Origin of the sequence: Streptomyces xanthii (assembly GCF_014621695.1) — a bacterium.
GTDB classification, from domain to species: Bacteria; Actinomycetota; Actinomycetes; order Streptomycetales; family Streptomycetaceae; genus Streptomyces; species Streptomyces xanthii.
On the sequence record NZ_CP061281.1, the window covers coordinates 536,194 to 554,339 of the forward strand.

Sequence of the window (18,146 nt, forward strand, 5' to 3'; positions counted from 1 at the left end):
CGAGCATCACCCGGCGAGGAGAGGCACGGCATGGAGCAGGCTTCCTCCGGCAGCACCGAGCAGGCCTCCCCCGGCAACGCGGGCACGTCGTCCCCGCCCGCCGCCCGGCTGACGCTCTTCACCCTCACCACCCTGGTCATCGGCTCCATGGTCGGCGCCGGCGTCTTCTCGCTGCCGAGCCGCTTCGCCGAGGAGACCGGGGTCGCCGGCGCGCTCATCGCGTGGGCGATCGCCGGCACCGGCATGCTCATGCTCGCCTTCGTCTTCCAGTCGCTCGCCGTACGCAGACCCGACCTCGACGCGGGCGTCTACGCCTACGCCAAGGCGGGGTTCGGCGAGTACGTGGGCTTCTTCTCCGCGTTCGGCTACTGGGCGAGCTCCTGCGTCGGCAACGTGACGTACTGGGTCCTGATCATGTCGACGGTCGGCGCGATCTGGCCCGCGCTCGGCGACGGCGACACCGCTCTCGCCGTGGTGCTGTCCTCCGCCGGCCTGTGGGCGTTCTTCCTGATGATCCGGCGCGGCGTGAAGGAGGCCACGGCCATCAACCGGATCGTCACGGTCGCCAAGGTCGTGCCCATCCTCGTCTTCGTCGTCCTCGCCCTGGTCTACTTCGACCCGGGCGTCTTCGCCGACAACTGGGGCGGCGCCGACTACGCCGGTTCCCTCTTCAGCCAGGTTCGCGGCACCATGCTCGCCACCGTCTTCGTGTTCCTCGGCGTCGAGGGCGCCAGCGTCTACTCCCGGCACGCGAAACGCCGCGAGGACGTCGGCCGGGCGACCCTGCTGGGCTTCGTCAGCGTCTTCGCGATCTTCGCGTCCGTGGTCATCGTCTCGTACGGGATCCTGCCGATGGACCGGATCGCCGGGCTGCGCCAGCCGTCCATGGCCGGGGTCCTGGAGGAGGCGGTCGGCACCTGGGGCAAGGTCTTCATCAGCGTCGGGCTGATCGTGTCCGTGCTCGGCGCCTACCTGGCCTGGACGCTGATGGCGGCCGAGGTGCTGTTCGTCGCCGCCAAGGACGACGACATGCCCCGCTTCCTGCGCCGCGCCAACCGAGCCGACGTCCCCGTCCCCGCGCTGCTCCTGACGACGCTCCTCACCCAGGTGGTGCTCGTCGTCACCGCGTTCTCCAGCGACGCCTTCAACTTCGCGCTCGACCTGACCAGTGCGCTGTCCCTCATCCCGTACCTGCTCGCCGCCGCCTTCGCCGCGAAGACCGGACTGCGCCCCGACCCCCGTACGACCGGCGGCCGGACCTCGGGGCGCGAGACGACCATCGCGCTCGTGGCGACGCTCTACACCGCATTCCTGCTCTACGCGGCCGGGCTGAGATTCGTCCTCATCTCGTTCGTCCTCTACGCACCGGCCACGATCCTGTTCGTGATGGCGCGGCGGGAACAGGGCAGGCGCCTGTTCTCCCCGCGCGAGCTCCTCGTCCTCGCGGTCTCCGTGGCCGGCGCCGTCCTCGGCGTCGTGGCCCTGGCCGCCGGCTGGATCAGCCTCTGACCCCCGGGAAGGCACACCGTGAACGACCGCTCCCCCCTGCCCTCCGCCGCGTACGGCGTCCACTCCGAGGTCGGCCGGCTGCGCAAGGTCCTGGTCTGCGCCCCGGGACTCGCCCACCGCAGACTCACCCCGACCAACTCGGACGACCTCCTCTTCGACGACGTCATGTGGGTGGAGAACGCCCAGCGCGACCACGCCGCCTTCGTGGCCGAGCTGCGCGGGCGCGGCGTCGACGTCGTGGAGCTGCACGAGGTGCTGGCCCGCACCATGGCGATCCCCGAGGCCAGGTCCTGGCTGCTCGACCGGAAGATCACCGCGAACCAGGTCGGGATCGGACTCATCGACGACACCCGCGCGTTCCTCGACACTCTGGAGCCGCACCTGCTCGCCGAGTACCTGATCGGCGGCCTCGCCACGGCCGACCTCCCCGACGCCTACCGTTCGCCGTACGTCGGCCTGGCGCGCGAGTCCACGGGCGCGCGCGAGTACCTGATGCCGCCGTTGCCCAACACCCTCTACACCCGCGACACCACGTGCTGGCTGTACGGCGGCCTCACGCTCAACCCCCTCTACTGGCCGGCCCGGCACGACGAGACGCTGCTCATGAAGGCCGTCTACCTCTTCCACCCCGACTTCACCGGCTCACGGGTGTGGTGGGGAGATCCCGAACGCGACTGGGGTCAGGCCACGTTCGAGGGCGGCGACATCATGCCCGTCGGCAACGGTGTCGTCCTGATGGGCATGAGCGAACGCACGTCACGACAGGCCGTCACCCAGGTCGCACGGGCCCTGTTCGAGAACGGCGCCGCCGAGCAGGTGATCGTCGCGGGCATGCCCAGGCTGCGCTCGGCGATGCACCTGGACACCGTCTTCACGTTCGCGGACCGCGACATCGTCACCCTCTACCCGCGGATCATGGAGTCGGTGCACACGTTCACGCTGCGCCCCAGCGACCGGGCCCCGGGTCTCGACCTCACCGACGAGGGCTCGACCCCGTTCGTCGATGTCGTCGCGAAGGCGCTCGGCCTGCCCGGCCTGCAGGTCATCGAGACCGGCGGCGACGTGTACGCGTCCGAGCGCCAGCAGTGGGACAGCGGCAACAACGCCGTGGCCCTCGAACCCGGCGTCGTCTTCACGTACGACCGCAACACCCAGACGAACGCCCTGCTGCGCAAGGCCGGCGTCGAGGTCATCACCATCGTCGGGGCCGAGCTGGGCCGGGGCCGCGGCGGCGGGCACTGCATGACGTGCCCGATCGTCCGCGACCCGGTCGACTACTGACGCCTCTGCGTTCAGCGGGGACCGCCGGCACCGCGCGCGAGCGCCAGCACGCTCAGCCCGAACATGAGCACGCCCAGCGGCAGATGGACCGACGGCACGTGCGCGACACCGAGCACGACCTGCGCCGAGGCCAGCAGCAGGAAGCCGGTGGCGTGCCACACGGGCCGGACCGGACCGCCGCCCGGCTTCCACGCCAGCACGGCCGCGAGCAGGTACAGCATCGACGCCGCGTACATCACGCGGGCCCCGGCGCTGTGCAGCGCCTCCCCGTAGGAGGCGGTGAGCAGCAGTCCCGCCGAGACGGCCTGGAGGAAGATCGTCGCGGTCTGCACCGCGATCGCGACGCGCAGGAACGAGACGGTGCGCCGGGTGGTCGTCACGTGGGTGGTCATGGCCTGGTCCTCTTTCCCGCCCGGGGGCAGTCGGTCGATAAGGTCTCGACAGGCCGACGACGCAGGCCGGCGAAAGGTAAGGCGAGGGGGCGGTCGGTGTGGGGACGGCGGGAGCGGACACGGACGCGGTCGCGGGTGAGCGGCGCCAACTGCTCAATGTGGCCTACCGGTTGCTCGGTTCGCTGGCCGAGGCGGAGGACGCGGTGCAGGAGGCGTACGCCCGCTGGTACGCGCTGCCCGGGGACCGCAGGGACGCGATCGCGGCGCCGGGCGCCTGGCTGACGACGGTGACCGGCCGGATCTGCCTGGACGTGCTCGGCTCGGCGCGCGCCCGGCGCGAGCGTTACGTCGGCGCGTGGCTGCCGGAGCCGCTCCCGGACCGGTCCGAGTGGGCGCACGGCCAGGGCGGCGACCCCGCCGAGCAGATGGTTCTCGACGAGTCCGTGAGCATGGCGTTCCTCGTCGTCCTGGAGTCGATGACGCCGGCGGAGCGGGTGGCGTTCGTACTGCACGACGTGTTCCGGTATCCGTTCGCGGAGATCGCGGAGGTCCTCGGCCGGTCGCCGGCGGCCTGCAAGCAGCTGGCCGCCTCGGCGCGGCGCCGGGCGGGCGCCGCGCGCTCCGAGGGCGTCGCCGCCGGGCAGGCGGACGCGGTGCGGCAGGTCAGGCGGGCCTGGGAGGCGAAGGACATCGCCGCGCTCGTCGGTCTGCTCGCCCCGTCCGCCGTGATGACCGCGGACGGCGGCGGTCTGGCGGGGGCCGCGCTGCGCCCGGTCGAGGGGGCGGCGCGCATCGCCTCGTACATGGTGGCGATCGCCGACAAGGCGCCGGGCCTGGAACTCCTGGAGCGCACGGTCAACGGCGCGCCGGGCCTCGTCGCGCTCCGGGACGGCGTGGTGCTGACGGTGGCCGCGTTCGATCTCGCCGGGGGACGGGTCGCGCGGATCTGGGTGGTGCGCAATCCGGAGAAGCTGCGGGCCTGGTCGGGCGAGGACCGAGGCGCTCTGCCGGGGTGGTGACGCCCTGTGATAGCTTCCCCAAGCCAGTCGTACCTTTGTGCGTACTTGTACGTACTCGGGTCAGGGAATCCGGTGCAAGACCGGAACTGACGCGCAGCGGTGAGGGCGACGGGCGGGGCAACTGCCACTGGGCCGGGGGGGAACCGGGCCCGGGAAGGCGCTCCGTCCGGACGACCCCGAGTCCGAAGACCTGCTGGCGGCCCCGCCCGTCCACCGGCCGGGGCGGACCGTTGGCCGGCTCCGCGTTTGAGCCCTGGACGCTAAAGGATCTCCCGTGCCCTTCGCACGTCTCGCCCGCTTCTGTGCCCTCGTGCCGATCACCGCGCTGCTGCTCACGGCGTGCGGCTCCGGCGCCCCGTCGGACCGCGCCGGCGACGCGGCCGGAGCCGGTGTCACGCTCACCAACTGCGGGCAGCGCGTGCACGTCCCGCACCCGCCGCGCCGCGCCGTCGCCCTCGACCAGGGTTCCGCCGAGATCATGCTGTCCCTCGGCCTCGCCGACCGGATGGCGGGCACCGGCACCTGGACCGACCCGGTGCGCCCGAACCTTGCGAAGGCGAACGCGAAGGTGCCGCGCCTCGCGGAGCGCTACCCGTCGTTCGAGAAGGTCCTCGACACGGAACCCGACTTCGCCGCCGCCTCGTTCGGCTACACCCTCGGCAAGGGCGGCGTGGCACCGCGCGCCTCGTTCGAGAAGCTCGGCGTGCCGACGTACCTCTCCCCCACCGACTGCGCGGACAAGGACAACAGCGGTGACGGCGACGGCGTCCGCACCGAGGCGCTGACGATGGACACGGTCTACGGCGAGATCCGGGACCTGGCGCGGATCTTCGACGTGCGCGAGCGCGGCGAGAAGCTGGTGGCGCGGCTCAAGTCGCGGGTGCGGAAGGCCGCTTCGGGCGCGGACGCCGAGGGCGTGAGCGTCCTGTACTGGTTCTCCGACTCCAAGTCGCCGTACATGGCGGGCTGTTGCGGCGCGCCCGGCGTCATCACGAACGCGCTCGGGGTGCGCAACGTCTTCGACGACACCCACGAGGAGTGGCCGCAGATCAACTGGGAGACGGTCGTGGACCGCGATCCGGACGTCCTGGTGATCGGCGATCTGACCCGGCGCTCGCAGTCGGCCGAGTCGGCGGCGCAGAAGATCAGGTTCCTGGAGTCCGACCCCGCGACCCGGAACATGAAGGCGGTCCGCGAGAAGCGGTACGTGCTGCTCAAGGGGCAGGACCTCAACCCGACGATCCGCACCGTGGACGGCGTGGAGAAGGTGGCGGCGGCGCTGCGCGCGTTCGGCCTCACCAAGTGACCCGTCCGCGCGCGGCGTCGTACGCGGCGGCGGGCCTCGCCGCCCTGTGCGTCTCGGTCGCCGTGGCCATCACGATCGGGCCCGCGCACATCGGGGTCGGCGACGTGTGGGCTTCGGTGGCGGCCCGGCTCGGCTGGGGCAGCTCGGACCTGTCGCCGATCCGCGACGGGATCGTGTGGAACCTGCGGCTGCCGCGCACCCTGCTGGCCGCCGTGTGCGGGGCGGGCCTCGCGGTCTGCGGCACGGTCCTGCAGGCCCTGCTGCGCAATCCGCTCGCCGACCCGTTCGTGCTCGGCGTCTCCTCCGGGGCCTCGACCGGCGCGGTCCTGGTCGTCGTGCTGGGGATCGGCGGGGGCGCCCTGTCGGTGTCCGGCGGCGCGTTCCTGGGCGCCGTCTGTTCGTTCGGCCTGGTGCTGGTGCTCAGTCACGCGCTGGGCGGAACCACGGACCGGGTGGTGCTGTGCGGCGTCGCGGCGATGCAGCTCTTCTCGGCGCTGACCTCGTTCGTCGTCCTGACGGCGGCCGACGCGGAGACCACGCGCGGCGTCCTGTTCTGGCTGCTCGGCTCGCTCGGCGGCGTCGGCTGGACCGAGGTGTGGCTGTGTCTGGCGGTCCTCGTGGTCACGCTCGCGGTGTGTCTCGGACACGGGCGGACCCTCGACGCGTTCGCGTTCGGCCCCGAGGCGGCGGCCGCGCTCGGCGTGCGGGTGGCCCGCACCCGGCTCGTCCTGCTGTGCGTGACGGCGCTCCTGACGGCGGCGCTGGTCAGCGCGGCGGGCGCGATCGGCTTCGTCGGACTGGTGCTGCCGCACGCGGCCCGCGCCCTGGTGGGTCCCGGACACACCCGGCTGCTCCCGGCCACCGCGCTCACCGGTGCCGTGTTCCTGGTGTGGGTCGACACGCTCGCCCGCACCGTCCTCGAACCGCAGGAGGTCCCCGTGGGGGTGGTGACGTCACTGATCGGCGTGCCCGCGTTCGTGTACGTGCTGTGGCGCGGCCGGAGCACCCGATGACGGCGGGGCTCGGCGCCGAGCGCGTGGCCCGCACGGCGGGCGGGACGCTGATCCTGGACGGGGTCTGTCTCGCGCCGAAGCCCGGATCGGTGACGGGGGTGCTGGGGCCGAACGGGTCGGGCAAGTCGACGCTGTTGCGGCTGCTCGCCGGGGTGCTCGCGCCGACGGCCGGTGTCGTCACGCTCGACGGCGAGCCGCTCGCCGGGGTGGGGCGCAGAGAGGCGGCGCGCCGGATCGCGCTGGTGCAGCAGCAGTCCGACACACAAGTGGAGCTGACGGTCGCCGACGTGGTGCGGCTCGGCCGGATCCCGCACCGCAGGGCGTGGTCGCCGGCCTCGGCCGCCGACGAGCGGGCGGTGCGCTCCGCGCTGGAGCGCAGCGGCCTCGCCGACCGCGCGGACCGGCCGTGGCACACCCTGTCGGGCGGTGAGCGGCAGCGGGTGCAGATCGCGCGGGCGCTGGCCCAGGAGCCGCGCGAGCTGCTCCTGGACGAGCCGACCAACCACCTCGACATCCAGCACCAGCTGGAGCTCCTCGACCTGGTCCGCTCCCTCGACCTGACGTGTGTGGTCGCCCTGCACGACCTGAACCTCGCGGCCACGTACTGCGACGAGGTCGTCGTGCTGCGCGCGGGCCGGGTCGTGACCGCCGGCACCCCGGGCGCGGTGCTGACGGAGGAACTGGTCGCCGACGTCTACGGCGTACGGGCCCGGATCACGCACCCGGACCCGGACTGCGGACCGCACATCCGTTTCCTGGGTACGGTCTGAGCCCGCGGGGCTCCGCGGTCACTCGAAGCGGTCGGTGTCGCCCGCGCCGTACCGGACGATCTCGGCCTCGCCGTCGGAGAAGTCGATGACGGTGGTCGGCTCGGTGCCGCAGTCGCCGGAGTCGAGCACCGCGTCGACGGAGTGGTCGAGCCGTTCCTTGATCTCCCAGCCCTGGGTGAGCGGTTCGTCCTCGCCGGGCAGCAGCAGCGTGCTCGACAGGAGCGGTTCGCCGAGCTCGGCGAGCAGGGCCTGGGTGACGACGTGGTCGGGGATGCGGACGCCGACGGTCTTCTTCTTCGGGTGCTGGAGCTGGCGCGGCACCTCGCGGCTCGCCGGCAGGATGAAGGTGTACTTGCCGGGCGTGGCCGCCTTGATGGCGCGGAACACGTCGTTGTCGATGTGCACGAACCGGCCGAGCTGCGCGAAGTCCTGGCACACCAGCGTGAAGTGGTGCTTGTCGTCGAGCTGGCGGATCGCGCGGATCCGGTCGACGCCCTCGCGGTTGCCGAGCCGCGCGCCCAGCGCGTAGCAGGAGTCCGTCGGATAGGCGACGAGCGCCCCGTCGCGGATGCTGTCGGCGACGGCCGTGATCAGGCGCGCCTGCGGGTTCTCGGGATGCACGTCGAAGTACCTGGCCATGCGGCGAGCGTACGGGATCGGGCGGGCGCCTCCGGGGTACACGGCCGGGAATCGCGGGCACGTGCGACAATCCCGGCGCGACAATCCCGACACCCGCACCCCCTGGTCCCCCGCGCGCACAGGTCGACGGACCATACTGGTCGGGCCCCGTCCGCTCACAGATCGACTCCATGGCCAAGAAGAAACCTTCCTCGAACCCCGCCCCCTCGACCGTCTGGCCGGCCCGCGGCCGCCACACCGGTCCCGAGCCCGAGCAGGACGTCCGGCGCAACCTGATCGCTCTCGAGGCGGCCGGGGTGCTGGACGGCTTCGTCGACCTCGATCCGGCCGACGCCGCGCGCTCCACGGCCCTGCACCCCCGCGACGAGGACGCCGACCCGGGCCCCGGTGCCCGGCGCGTCTTCGAGGCCCGCTGGCGGGTGGACGGCGACGTCACCGTGCGGGCGCAGCTGACGACGTACGAGCCGGAGGCCCGGCGCCGTGAGACCGACGGCGGCGTGCCCTGGGTCCTGGCGGCGGAGGCCGAGGCCGAGTGGCGGCCGCACTGGCCCTCGCCCGCGACGATGTTCTGGCCGGACAGCGAGCGGGTGCCGTGGGACCACGAGACGGTGGCCGGGCTGCGCATCCGCGCGACGAACCCGCTGCCCAAGGACGACGACGAGGTGCGCCGCCTGCTGCGCGAGTGCTCGCGCGACAGCTGGTACACGCACGTCGTGGTGCACGAGGCGATGACCCCGGACCTGCGCGGGCAGCTCCCGGTCGTCTCCGCGCTGCCGCCGAGCCTGCGCCACCGGGTGATCGAGCACCGGGCGGCGCCCGAACTGGCGCAGATCGTGGACTTCGCGCTGCGCAAGGAGCTGGACGTGCGGCTGCCGCGCGGCGGCGCCGTCGTGCTGCCCGCGACGCCGCGCGAGCCGGGGTACGAGCCGGAGGCCTTCACGGTCCGCAGCGTGTTCCTGGACGGGTCGGAGCAGCCGGAGCTGCTGGACCGGATCGTGGCCGCGACGGCGCTGCCGAGGCCGCTGTCCGCCGAGGCGGAGCGGGTGGTGAACCGGCTGCGCAAGGGCTGGCACCTGCTGACGCCCGAGGAGGAGCTGGCGCACGCGCAGGACATGGTCGGCCGGTACGCGGAGGCGCTGGACGCCATGACCAAGTCCCGTGACCTGTACAAGGAGGCGGCCGAGGCGGCGCAGGCCGCGCTGGCGGAGGCCGGCTCGGCGGCGCCGCGTCCGGCCGCGCCCGTGGCCCGGCCGGACGGTTCACCGCTCGGCGCCCTGTCGAAGGCGTTCGGCCGCTTCCGGGATCCGAACCGCTAGCGGGTCCGGTGCTTGCGGCCTCAGTCCGCGTCGGGCGTGTCCGGGCTCTCCGGTGAGTCCGGCGCGGACATCCGCAGGGCGATCTCCTGAAGCAGTTCGGTGGAGCTGACGTCTCTGCGGCCCTCGTCGTGCACCAGGGCGAGCTGGGTGAACAGGAAGGCGAAGGCCTCCACGAGCGAGACGCTGGCCGGCATCAGCGCGGAGATGGTGATCTCGGCCGCCTGCTCGGCGGTCGCGCCCGCCGGGATCTCGACGGTGGGGAACACCTCCGAGACCAGCCGCCCCAGTTGGGTGACGTCGGTGTCGAGCTGCTCGCCGTCGGTGAGTCTGCGCACCATCTCCTGCGTCTCGGTCAGCACGCCGATCGCCCGCAGGATGATCTCCCTCTGTTCCATGGTCCGAGCCTATGCGGCGCGGGGCTCCGGACGTGCAACGTGCTCGCAACGTCCTCGTGGCTTGACTGACCCGTCATGAGCGACGAACCCCGCGTGGAGCTGACTCCCGAGGCCGCCGCGCTGCTGCGGCGGCTGCGGGAGTCCCACGGCCCGCTGATGTTCCACCAGTCCGGCGGCTGCTGCGACGGCAGCGCCCCGATGTGCTACCCGGACGGCGAGTTCCGCACCGGCGCGGCGGACGTCCTGCTGGCCGAGCTGGCGGTGCCGGGGGTGGCCGAGCCGGTGCCGTTCTGGATGTCGCGGAGCCAGTACGAGGTGTGGAGCCACACCCGGCTCATCGTGGACGTGGTCGAGGGGCGCGGCAGCGGCTTCTCGCTGGAGGCCCCCGAGGGAGTCCGCTTCCTGATCCGGTCCCGGCTGCTCGGCACCTGACCGCGCCGCGTCACTCGTCGCGCACGGCCGTGAGCCCGTTGAAGACACCGACGTATGCCGTGCCGTCGGGTCCGAGGGTGACCGGCGCCCAGTTGTTGTCGTAGGCGATCCCGGTGCCCACGAGCCGCTTCCACCGCGTCTGGCCGGTGTGGAAGTCGACGGCGGTCAGGTACCAGGCGTCGATGCCGAGCTTGTCGGGCCTCTTCGTGTACAGGTACAGCAGTCCGTCCGCGGTGGACAGCTTCGGCACGGTGGACGGGGAGCGTTCCTGGCTCTCCCAGACGGTGTCGCAGCCGCTGCCGTCGGGGCGTACGTCGATGCGGGTGACGCCGCCGACGACGCTGCGGCCGAAGGTGAGCGAGGTGATGTTCTCGTAGCCGTAGTTGTTCTCGACGACGAGGCTGTTCCCGTACGAGATGAGGGAGTTGTCGGTGGTGGAGGCGCCGGAGCCGAAGACGGGGATCTTGCAGACGAGGCGCTGTGCGTCGGGGACGTCGGCGTCGCGGCGGTAGACGAGGACGTTCATGCGGTCGTCGGCGTTGTCGGTGATCGCGACGTAGTTCTCGTGTTCGCCGAAGAGGTCGGGGGTGGTGCCGGAACCCTGGTTCACGGAGCCCGGTTTGGTGCCGGTGCCCCGGTCGTAGGTCTGGCGCCAGACGACGTCGGGGGTGCCGTCGGCGGTGGCCTCGAAGCTGTAGAGGGCGTGGTCGGTGACGATGGAGACGCCGTCGCGGGCCACGGAGAAGGAGTTCTGGATCTCCTCGCCGTCCAGCCGGATCGAGCGGATCCCGCCGGTGCCGGGGTCCACGGTGCCGACGCGGCCCTGCCGGGTCACCCACCAGATGCGGCCGTCCCAGTCGGGCATGACGGAGGTGACGGGGTCGCACGTGCCGCTGGGGTAGAGGTTGGTCCAGCTGACGCAGTCGTGCGGGACCTGTCCGGTGAGATCCCAGTCGTCGGTCACGCGGAAGCTCCAGGTGCCGTCCGCGGCCTGTTCGTGGGCGAGGCGGACGATGTGCTGGCGGGAGTCGGCGAGGACGAGCCGGTCCTGCTCGTCGAGGTAGGAGTAGGCGCCGCCGGACGTGTCCTTGAAGATCTTCGAGAAGTCGAGGCGGGTGATGGCCTCGACGGTGGAGGGCCGCTGCGGCAGCTGGTACTCGGCGAGCGTCGCGAGGCTCTTCGGGTCGAGGAGCTTGACGAGGAAGCCGGTGAAGGTGCCGCAGACGGTGACGATGCGGCCGGCCCGGTCGAAGGTGACGGTGGCGCACTCGCCGCCGAGCGCGGCCATCTTCTCGCTGCTCGCACTCGGGCTCACGCCGCGCGGTCCGCTCCACGGGTAGGTGCCGCTGCCCCAGGCGTCGGCGTGCATCCCGCTGCGTCCGTTGGCGGCGAGGTGGGGGTGCTGGTCGGGGGCCCGGCCCGTGACGGGGCGCGGGTCGGCGGGCGCGCCCTCGTACTGCGGGACGAGTCGGTGGCCCGGCGCCTTGGGGATGTCGTCGGCCGAGGCCACGGTCGGGCCGACGACTCCTGCGCCCGCGACGACGAGGGTCAGGGCGAGGGCACGGGCGAGGCTTCTTCGCTGCGGCATGCGCCGAAGCTAGGCCGACCGCCTTGAAGTGTCCATGTACGTACGGGAGTTGTTCACGAACCCGAAACGATCACCGGGGCCGTCCGGGGTCACGGGTTGAGGCCGCTGACCAGGCTCGCGGTGGCGTTGATGCCGTCGTGGATGGTCGGGGCGGCGCTGGTGCCGGCGAGCAGGAAGCCGAGCAGCACGCACACGAGGGCGTGCGAGAGCTTGAGCGCCCCGTTGCGCAGGAAGATCACCGCGACGATCAGGAGCAGCAGCACGATGGAAATGGACAGAGACATCGCCGAACCTCCTCCGCCACGCCCACGCCGTGGCTGTCGGCCGCAAGTGTGGCGCAGCGGAGGGTCCGTTCCGGGGCACGACCTGTCCCCCGAAAGAGTGTTAACGGGCGGTCACCGGTCGTACGTCTCCAGGAAGGCCTGGAGTCCGGCGAGGTCGTCGGTGTTCAGGTGGTCGACGTCGGCGGCGGTCAACTCGGCCCAGACAGCGTCCCGTTGGGGCCCCGCGAGGTCCGGGGTGGCCCAGAACCTGACCCGCTGCCCGGCCGCGTGCGCGGCGCCGACGATCTGGCGCAGCTTGTCGCGTTCGGCGGCGGGCATCGGGCCGACGCCCTGCCAGGTGAAGTTGTTCGCCCAGTTGTCGCTGATCAGCGGGACGAAGGAGGCGGGTGCGGTGGTGCCGAGATCGGCGAGCCGGCCGTCGTAGAAGGCGCTGCGCGCGGTCTGGGACTCCATGGGGACTCGGGCGGCCCGGTCGCCGGAGACGACCGCGGTGACGGGTCCGGGGTGTACGCGGCCGTGGGCGTAGGTGGTGAACAGGTGGCGGTGCCGGCTCAGTTGGCGGTCGAGTTCGAGGTAGGTGGCCGCTCCGTCGGTCTTGATGTCGACGAGCAGCTGGAGCGGGACGCGGCGTCCTCGGTACACCGACCCGTGGTTGGCCCGGACGCGGGCGGCGAGCGGGGCGAGGTAGAGGGATTCGAGGGTGCGGCTCGGGTCGAGGTCGACGGGGTCGTGGGCGACGAGGAGTTCTCCGTCGACGAGGTAGATGTCGGCCTCGACGCTGTTGAAGCGGTGGTCCAGCGCGTCGAAGAGGGGCCGGGGGTGCTCGTAGTCGTTGTGGGCGTGGGCGCGAAGCAGGGGCCGGGGCCCGTGCCGCCCTTGTCCGTCCGCCCGGGCGAGCTGGGGCGCGGCGAGTCCGGTGGCCAGGGCGGCGGCGAAAGCGCCGAGGGCTCTGCGGCGGGTGGTCGGGGCCATGGTGCCTCCCGTGGTGGGCCGTTGGGAACACCGGTGAGTATGCGCGGCGCGGAGCGGCAAAGGGCAGGCCCGGGACGGGAGTTGGCCGGACCGTCACCGCTGGTTCAACCGCGTCCCGCTCCCGCCTCCCACTCCACGATCCGGTCGCACCAGCGCTCCAGGAGGACCCGGTCGTGCCCGACGGCGAGCAGGCCCGCACCGGTCTCGGCGCGGTAGGCCTCCACCGCGGCGACCAGCGCCGCCGTCGTGGACGCGTCGAGCATCGCCGTCATCTCGTCGCAGATCAGCCATCGGGGGCGCAGGGTCAGGGCGCGGGCGAGGCAGGCGCGCTGGAGCTGGCCGTCGCTGACCTCGTGCGGGCGGCGGGCGAGCAGGTCCTGGCCGAGGCCGACCCGTTCGGCGAGTTCCGCGACCCGGGCGGCGTGGTCGAGCCCGTTGGCGCGCAGGGGTTCCGCGACGAGGTCGGCGAGACGGAGGCGCGGGTCGGCCGAGAGGCGGGGCTGCTGGAAGACGACGCCGAACGCGGTGCGCTGTGCGCGGGGCGCCCGGTGCCGCCAGCCGCGGACGGGCTCGCCGTCGAGGACCACCTCACCGGCGTACGGCTCGTGCAGCAGGGCCGCTACCCGGGCGAGGGTGGACTTGCCGCAGCCGCTGGGGCCGAGCAGGCCGACGCTCTCGCCGGGTTCGAGGGTGAGGGTGAGGTCCCGCAGGACGGGCTCGCGGGGGTCGTAGCCCGCGGTGACGCGGCGCAGCTCAAGCATGGACGGACTCCCGTACGGGGTGGTGGCAGGCCGTGCCGTCGAGCAGGGCGGGCAGCCGGTCGCAGGCGGCGTCGGCGCGGTCGCAGCGCTCGGCGAAGGCGCAGCCCGGGGGCAGGGCGCCGAGTTCGGGCGGCATGCCGGGGATCGGGGTGAAGTCCCGGTCGGGGAGGGCGTTCAGGAGGCCGCGGGCGTACGGGTGCCGGGGGCCCGGGGCGCCGAAGAACGTGGCGGCGTCGGTGAGTTCGACGATGCGGCTCGCGTACATCACGGCGACCCGGTCGGCGATGCGTTCGGCGGCGGCGAGGTCGTGGGTGATGAGCAACAGGGCACGCTCGTCGCCGATGTGGCGGCGCAGTTCGTCGACGGTGCGGTCGACGAGGTCGCGGTCGAGTCCGGTCGTGGGTTCGTCGGCGAGCAGCAGCGGGGCGTCGCCGACGAGGGCGAGCGCGGTGGCGGCGCGCTGGGCGAGGCCGCCGGAGAGTTCGTGGGGGTAGTGGTCGAGGCGGTCGGCGGGGAAGGCGGCGCGGGCGGCGGCCGCCTCGACGGCGGCGCCGAGCTTCGGGTCGCGGCGCCGCAGGCCGGTCAGTTCCCGTACGGTCTCGGCGAGTTGGGCGCGGACGGTGCGGACGGGAGTGAGGTGGGCGGCTGGGCTCTGCGGGACGAGGCCGACGCGCCGGCCGCGCACGGTGCGGGCGAGGGTCGCCTCGTCGGTGCCGAGCAGGTCGAGGCCGTCGACGTGTGCGGTGCCGGCGGTCTCGGCGTTGGCGGGGAGGAGGCCGAGCAGGGCGGAGGCGAGCACGGACTTGCCGCAGCCGCTCTCGCCGACGAGGGCCAGGCACTCCCCCGCCGCGAGGTCGAAGGAGGCGTCGCTGACGGCGTGCACGTACGCACCGTCGCGCATCCGGAAGCGGACGGAGAGGCCGTCCACCGAGAGCACCGGGGTGGTCACAGGGTCAGCTCCGATCGGCGGCGCGGGTTGAGGCGTTCGCGCCAGGCTCCGGCGAGGCCCGCGATGGCGAGGGTCGGCACGATGATGAACAGTCCGGGGAAGAGGGTGGGCCACCAGTCGCCGGCCAGCAGCGAGCCGCGCGCCGACTGCACGAGGGTGCCGAGGCTCGCCTGGTGGGCGGGGAGTCCGAGGCCGAGGAAGGACAGGGCGGACTCGTGCCAGACGGCGTGCGGCACCATGAGGACGGCGGCGAGCGCGGCCTGGGGCAGTACGCCGGGCAGCAGGTGCCGGAGGGTGACCCGCCATCGGGAGGCACCGCCGGAGATCGCCGCGTCGATGTACGGGCGCGAGCGCAGGGAGAGCACTTCGGCGCGCACGATCCGGGCCGTGGACAGCCAGTGGGTGAGGCCCACGGAGACGACCACGGGCCAGACGCCGGGCCGGAACATGGCGACGATGAAGATGCCGAGCAGCAGGTGCGGCACGGAGGAGAAGGCGTCGACGACGCGCATCAGGGCCCGGTCGGTCCAGCCGCCGAGGGCGCCGGCGAGCGCGCCGACGGCCGTTCCGACGACGGTCGCGACGACGGCGGCGACGACCCCGACGAGCAGGGAGACGCGCAGCCCGTAGACGCAGCGCAGCAGCAGGTCGCGGCCGACGTCGTCGGTGCCGAACGGGTGGGCCCAGGTGGGCGGTCGCAGTTTCGCGGCGAGGTCGACGGCCTGCTGGTCGAGCTGGGTCAGGGGCGGGACGAGCAGCACGGCGAGCAGGACGGCGGCCACGATCACGGCGGAGGAGCGCACCCGCCACGCGCGCGTGGAGCGGCGCCGGGTGCCGTGCGTGCGCCAGGCGAGGGTCTGGTCAGCCATCGAAGCCCACCCTCGGGTCGGCGAGGCCGTACAGCAGGTCGGCGGCCCAGTTCCCGGCGAGGACGGCGCACGTGGCGAGGACCGTGAGCGCGGCGAGCAGGGAGAAGTCGACGGAGGTGGCGGCCTGGACGGTCGCGGCGGCGATGCCGGGCCAGCTGAAGACGGTCTCCACGAGGAGGGCTCCGGTGATGAGTTCGGGCACGCGCGAGCCGATCAGGGTGAGGACGGGCAGGGTGCCGGAGCGCAGGGCGTGGCCGAACAGGACGGTGCGCTGGGCGAGTCCACGGGCCTTGGCGCCGCGTACGGGGTCCTCGTCGAGGGCTTCGCCGACGCCTTGCCGCACATAGAGGACGAACCAGGGAAGTTGCGAGACGGCGAGGACGCCGGCGGGCAGGACGAGGTGGGACAGGACCTGGCCCGCGCCGACCGTGGTGGAGCCGGTGTCGGTGAGGCCGCCGGCGGGCAGCACGCCGAGTTTGAGGGCGAACAGCCAGACGGCGAGGAGCCCTAGCCAGAACGGCGGGGCGGCTTCCAGGGTGTACGCGAGGGAGGTGACGGCGCGGTCGAGCGGGCTGCCTCGGCGGCGCGCGGCGAGCACGCCGAGGAGGGTGCCGACGACGATCGCGGCGAGGAACGCGGTGGCGGCGAGCAGCACGGACCAGCCGAGGCGTTCGCCGATGACCTGGGCGACAGGCTGGCGCATGACGGCGGAGTCGCCGAGGTCGCCGTGGAGGGCGGAGGTGAGCCAGTCCCACCAGCGGCCGGTCAGCGGGCGGTCGACACCGAGGTTCTCGCGGAGCTGGTCGAGGTTCTCCTGGGACGCGGTGAGTCCGGCGGTGCCCGCGTAGGCCCTGACCGGGTCGAAGGGGGAGGCGGCGGCGACCGCGAAGACGCCGAAGGTGACGACGGCCAGGACGGGCACGGCGAAGAGGATCCGCCGGCCCGTCAGGCGTGCCATCGGCCCCCAGGGGAGCCGCCTGCTCATGCGCGCCAGTCCTCGACGTTCCACCAGGGGCCGGAGGCCAGGCCGTGGTCGTGCGGTTCGACCTGGGTGGTGAGGTCGCCGAAGCGCTCGTCGACGACGTAGAGGTGGTCGATGTGGGTGAGGAAGGTGTAGCCGGGGTCCTTCACCAGGGCGCGCTGGACGGTGTCGTACGCCTTCTGCCGCTCGGCGCGGTCGTCGGTCCTGCGGGCCGCTTCGAGGGCCCGGTCGACGCTCTTGTCGTCGTACCAGGCCATGTTGTTGAAGCCGTCACCCGCGAGCGTGGACCTGAGCAGACCGTACTGGTCGAAGTCGGGGTCGGCGGGGGCGCCGCCGCCGGCGAGGACGGCGTCCTCGGGCATGCGGGGCATGATGACCTCCCACGTGCCGGACTCGACCTTGATGTCGATGCCGAGCTTCTTGGCGTCGGAGGCGTAGGCGAGGGCGTGGTCCTGGCGGAGCTTGTCGCCGGTCAGGTACCAGAGCGGAAAGGCGGCGCGGACGCCGTCCCTGGTCCGGACGCCGTCGGCGCCCTTCTTCCAGCCGGCCTCGTCGAGCAGCTTGTTCGCCTGGTCGACGTCGTACGCGCGCTCGGTGCCCCGGGTGAACCAGGGGCTGTCGGTCGGGACGGGCCCGTAGGCCTCCTTGCCGGCGCCTTCGAGGATCCGGTCGACCATGGCCTTGCGGTCGACGCCGGTGTCGAGGGCGCGGCGGATCGCGGTGTCGCCGGTGACCTTGTTGCCGGTGGGCAGGGTGACGAGGCGGTAGTCGAAACTCTTGGCCGCGTACGTCTTCTTGCCGCCGTCCTTCGCGAAGGTCCTGGCGAGGTTCGGCGGGAGGATGGCGCCGTCGAGGTCGCCGGAGCGCAGCCGGGTGGCGCGCACGTCGTCGTCCTTGATGACGGCCATGGTGAAGTGCTCGATCTCCGGCTTGCCGCCCCAGTAGTCGGGGTTCGCCTTGAAGACGAGCTGCTCGCCCTTGGACCACTTGACGAGTTCGTAGGGGCCGGTGCCGACGGGCTTCGTGGTGAAGGTGCCGCTGTTGACGTCCTGCTTCGCCGCGATGTGCTCGGGGGCTATGGGCAGGACGGTGCGCTCGGCGAACGGCGCGTAGGGGTACTTGAGGTGGAAGACGACGGTGTCGTCGCCCTTCGCCTCGACGTCCTCGACGGCGTCCAGCTCGGTCTTCGAGGCGTTGTTCGTCTTCTTGTCGAGGATCGTCTCGTAGGTGAAGACGACGTCCTCGGACGTGAACGGCTCGCCGTCGCTGAACTTCACGCCCTCGCGCAGCTTGTACGTGTAGGTGCGGCCGTCGTCGGTGACCTTCGGCAGGGCGGCGGCGAGGGCGGGCTTCAGCTTCATGCCGGCGTCGTGGGTGAGCAGCCCGTCGAAGATCTTCGAGTTGCCGTCCTTGCCGTAGCCGAGCAGGGGGCTGAGGCTGTCGGGTTCGTAGGCGATGCCGACGACCGCGCTGTCGGAGCCGCCCTTGTCGCCGCCCGCGGTGCCGTCGTCCGGCGCCGCGCAGGCCGCGGCGGTCAGCGCGAGTGCGGTGACCGCCGCTCCTGATATGACGCTCCGTGCCGGACGTGCCACTCCACCCACCCCTGTTCAAGATCGACCGTTGTTGCATAAAGCTGTTGTTGCGAACAGCTCGCAATAATGCCATCTCG

Annotated in this window: 19 protein-coding genes and 1 riboswitch; of the genes, 8 read left to right on the plus strand and 11 right to left on the minus strand. The window is 72.6% G+C overall.

What is annotated here, in order from left to right; all coding sequences use genetic code 11:
* Nucleotides 1-30: 30 nt before the first annotated feature.
* A complete protein-coding gene (locus IAG42_RS02555; RefSeq protein WP_188335363.1) occupies nt 31-1,509 on the plus strand; it encodes a basic amino acid/polyamine antiporter in 1,479 nt (492 codons plus the stop codon).
* 18 nt (nt 1,510-1,527) lie between these two features.
* The gene (locus IAG42_RS02560) at nt 1,528-2,790 is read left to right on the plus strand and encodes an arginine deiminase (RefSeq protein WP_188335364.1); all 1,263 of its coding nucleotides are present in this window, start codon (nt 1,528-1,530) and stop codon (nt 2,788-2,790) included.
* 11 nt (nt 2,791-2,801) lie between these two features.
* Here the strand turns inward: IAG42_RS02560 and IAG42_RS02565 are convergent, their stop codons facing one another.
* Entirely contained in the window at nt 2,802-3,182 is a 381-nt protein-coding gene (locus tag IAG42_RS02565) for a hypothetical protein (RefSeq protein WP_188335365.1), read from the minus strand.
* Nucleotides 3,183-3,280: 98 nt separating this feature from the next.
* On the opposite strand from IAG42_RS02565, the gene sigJ reads away from it, so the two are divergent.
* From sigJ to IAG42_RS02585, 4 genes are all read left to right on the plus strand, one after another.
* On the plus strand, nt 3,281-4,201 hold the full coding sequence (gene sigJ / locus IAG42_RS02570; protein ID WP_188335366.1) for an RNA polymerase sigma factor SigJ: 921 nt from the start codon (nt 3,281-3,283) through the stop codon (nt 4,199-4,201).
* A gap of 7 nt (nt 4,202-4,208) precedes the next feature.
* A riboswitch (cobalamin riboswitch) is annotated at nt 4,209-4,413 on the plus strand.
* 62 nt (nt 4,414-4,475) lie between these two features.
* On the plus strand, nt 4,476-5,507 hold the full coding sequence (locus tag IAG42_RS02575; RefSeq protein WP_188335367.1) for an ABC transporter substrate-binding protein: 1,032 nt from the start codon (nt 4,476-4,478) through the stop codon (nt 5,505-5,507).
* Nucleotides 5,504-6,520: a FecCD family ABC transporter permease gene (locus IAG42_RS02580; protein WP_188335368.1), complete on the plus strand. Its 1,017-nt coding sequence runs from the start codon at nt 5,504-5,506 to the stop codon at nt 6,518-6,520. Before IAG42_RS02575 ends, IAG42_RS02580 begins: the two co-directional genes overlap by 4 nt.
* Nucleotides 6,517-7,290, plus strand: coding sequence for an ABC transporter ATP-binding protein (locus tag IAG42_RS02585; protein ID WP_188335369.1), 774 nt, complete (start codon nt 6,517-6,519; stop codon nt 7,288-7,290). Before IAG42_RS02580 ends, IAG42_RS02585 begins: the two co-directional genes overlap by 4 nt.
* An 18-nt stretch (nt 7,291-7,308) precedes the next feature.
* Here the strand turns inward: IAG42_RS02585 and IAG42_RS02590 are convergent, their stop codons facing one another.
* On the minus strand, nt 7,309-7,929 hold the full coding sequence (locus tag IAG42_RS02590; protein WP_188335370.1) for an L-threonylcarbamoyladenylate synthase: 621 nt from the start codon (nt 7,927-7,929) through the stop codon (nt 7,309-7,311).
* Nucleotides 7,930-8,099: 170 nt separating this feature from the next.
* Between IAG42_RS02590 and IAG42_RS02595 the strand changes: the two genes are divergently transcribed.
* Entirely contained in the window at nt 8,100-9,245 is a 1,146-nt protein-coding gene (locus tag IAG42_RS02595) for a hypothetical protein (RefSeq protein WP_188335371.1), read from the plus strand.
* Nucleotides 9,246-9,265: 20 nt separating this feature from the next.
* Here the strand turns inward: IAG42_RS02595 and IAG42_RS02600 are convergent, their stop codons facing one another.
* Complete coding sequence (locus tag IAG42_RS02600) at nt 9,266-9,640, minus strand: hypothetical protein (RefSeq protein ID WP_188335372.1); 375 nt, start codon at nt 9,638-9,640, stop codon at nt 9,266-9,268.
* Nucleotides 9,641-9,715: 75 nt separating this feature from the next.
* On the opposite strand from IAG42_RS02600, the gene IAG42_RS02605 reads away from it, so the two are divergent.
* On the plus strand, nt 9,716-10,072 hold the full coding sequence (locus tag IAG42_RS02605) for a DUF779 domain-containing protein (protein WP_188335373.1): 357 nt from the start codon (nt 9,716-9,718) through the stop codon (nt 10,070-10,072).
* A 10-nt stretch (nt 10,073-10,082) separates the two neighbouring features.
* Here the strand turns inward: IAG42_RS02605 and IAG42_RS02610 are convergent, their stop codons facing one another.
* The 8 genes from IAG42_RS02610 to IAG42_RS02645 all read right to left on the minus strand — a co-directional run bounded on the left by IAG42_RS02610 (nt 10,083) and on the right by IAG42_RS02645 (nt 18,045).
* Nucleotides 10,083-11,660, minus strand: coding sequence for a hypothetical protein (locus IAG42_RS02610; protein ID WP_188335374.1), 1,578 nt, complete (start codon nt 11,658-11,660; stop codon nt 10,083-10,085).
* An 89-nt stretch (nt 11,661-11,749) separates the two neighbouring features.
* Nucleotides 11,750-11,944, minus strand: a complete 195-nt coding sequence (locus IAG42_RS02615; protein WP_188335375.1) for a hypothetical protein — start codon at nt 11,942-11,944, stop codon at nt 11,750-11,752.
* Between the two features lie 111 nt (nt 11,945-12,055).
* Complete coding sequence (locus tag IAG42_RS02620) at nt 12,056-12,916, minus strand: phosphatidylinositol-specific phospholipase C/glycerophosphodiester phosphodiesterase family protein (RefSeq protein WP_188335376.1); 861 nt, start codon at nt 12,914-12,916, stop codon at nt 12,056-12,058.
* 104 nt (nt 12,917-13,020) lie between these two features.
* Nucleotides 13,021-13,677 (minus strand): ABC transporter ATP-binding protein, encoded by a 657-nt coding sequence (locus IAG42_RS02625; RefSeq protein ID WP_188335377.1) that lies wholly within the window; start codon nt 13,675-13,677, stop codon nt 13,021-13,023.
* On the minus strand, nt 13,670-14,626 hold the full coding sequence (locus tag IAG42_RS02630) for an ABC transporter ATP-binding protein (protein ID WP_394811180.1): 957 nt from the start codon (nt 14,624-14,626) through the stop codon (nt 13,670-13,672). The genes IAG42_RS02625 and IAG42_RS02630 overlap by 8 nt, the downstream gene beginning before the upstream one ends.
* Nucleotides 14,623-15,495 (minus strand): ABC transporter permease, encoded by an 873-nt coding sequence (locus IAG42_RS02635; protein ID WP_188335378.1) that lies wholly within the window; start codon nt 15,493-15,495, stop codon nt 14,623-14,625. Before IAG42_RS02635 ends, IAG42_RS02630 begins: the two co-directional genes overlap by 4 nt.
* Nucleotides 15,488-16,480: an ABC transporter permease gene (locus IAG42_RS02640; RefSeq protein ID WP_188335379.1), complete on the minus strand. Its 993-nt coding sequence runs from the start codon at nt 16,478-16,480 to the stop codon at nt 15,488-15,490. Before IAG42_RS02640 ends, IAG42_RS02635 begins: the two co-directional genes overlap by 8 nt.
* Nucleotides 16,477-18,045 carry an ABC transporter substrate-binding protein gene (locus IAG42_RS02645; protein ID WP_394811272.1) on the minus strand — a complete coding sequence of 523 codons (1,569 nt, stop codon included), beginning with the start codon at nt 18,043-18,045 and terminating at the stop codon, nt 16,477-16,479. Before IAG42_RS02645 ends, IAG42_RS02640 begins: the two co-directional genes overlap by 4 nt.
* Nucleotides 18,046-18,146 lie beyond the last annotated feature (101 nt).